The sequence below is a fragment of the Mesorhizobium sp. M2C.T.Ca.TU.002.02.1.1 genome (assembly GCF_003997225.1).
Genome location: NZ_RZTO01001465.1, coordinates 1 through 574 on the forward strand (window position 1 = coordinate 1; position 574 = coordinate 574).

Consider the following 574-nt stretch of genomic DNA (forward strand, 5'->3'; position numbering starts at 1 on the left):
CCGCTGGCCGCCTCCGCCGAGACCATCACGGGCGCCCTCGCCAAAGCCTACCAATACAATTCGCAGCTCAACGCGGCCCGCGCCGGCGTGCGCGTCACCGATGAGGGCGTTGCCATCGCGAAGTCGGGCTGGCGCCCGACCGTCACCGGTTCGAGCAGCATCGACTACACCAGCACCCATGCGCAGGGCGCCACGCAGAACATCACCACGGGCAGCTTCGGCGTGCAGATCAACCAGACGCTGTTCGATGGCTTTCAGACCAAGAACAACGTCGCCGCCGCCGAATCGCAGGTGAAGGCTTCGGTCGAAAGCCTGCGCAACACCGAAGAGAACATCCTGTTCAACGCGGCGAGCGCCTATATGGACGTGATTCGCGACCGCCAGATCGCGGTGTTGACCGAGCAGAACCTGCAGTTCCTGACCGAGCAGGCGCGCGCCGCCCGCTCACGCTTCGAGGTCGGCGAGGGCACCCGCACCGACGTCGCCCAGGCCGATGCCTCGCGCGCCACGGCCGTGGCGCAGCTCAGCGCCGCCCGCGCGACGGCGTTGGCGAGCGCCGCCACCTACCACCAGA

The 574-nt window shown here is 68.1% G+C and carries 1 protein-coding gene; it reads left to right on the forward strand.

Translation table 11 applies throughout. From position 1 onward, the window contains the following. On the forward strand, nucleotides 1-574 hold a 574-nt coding region (locus EOD07_RS36775), incomplete at both ends, for a TolC family protein (RefSeq protein ID WP_164772975.1).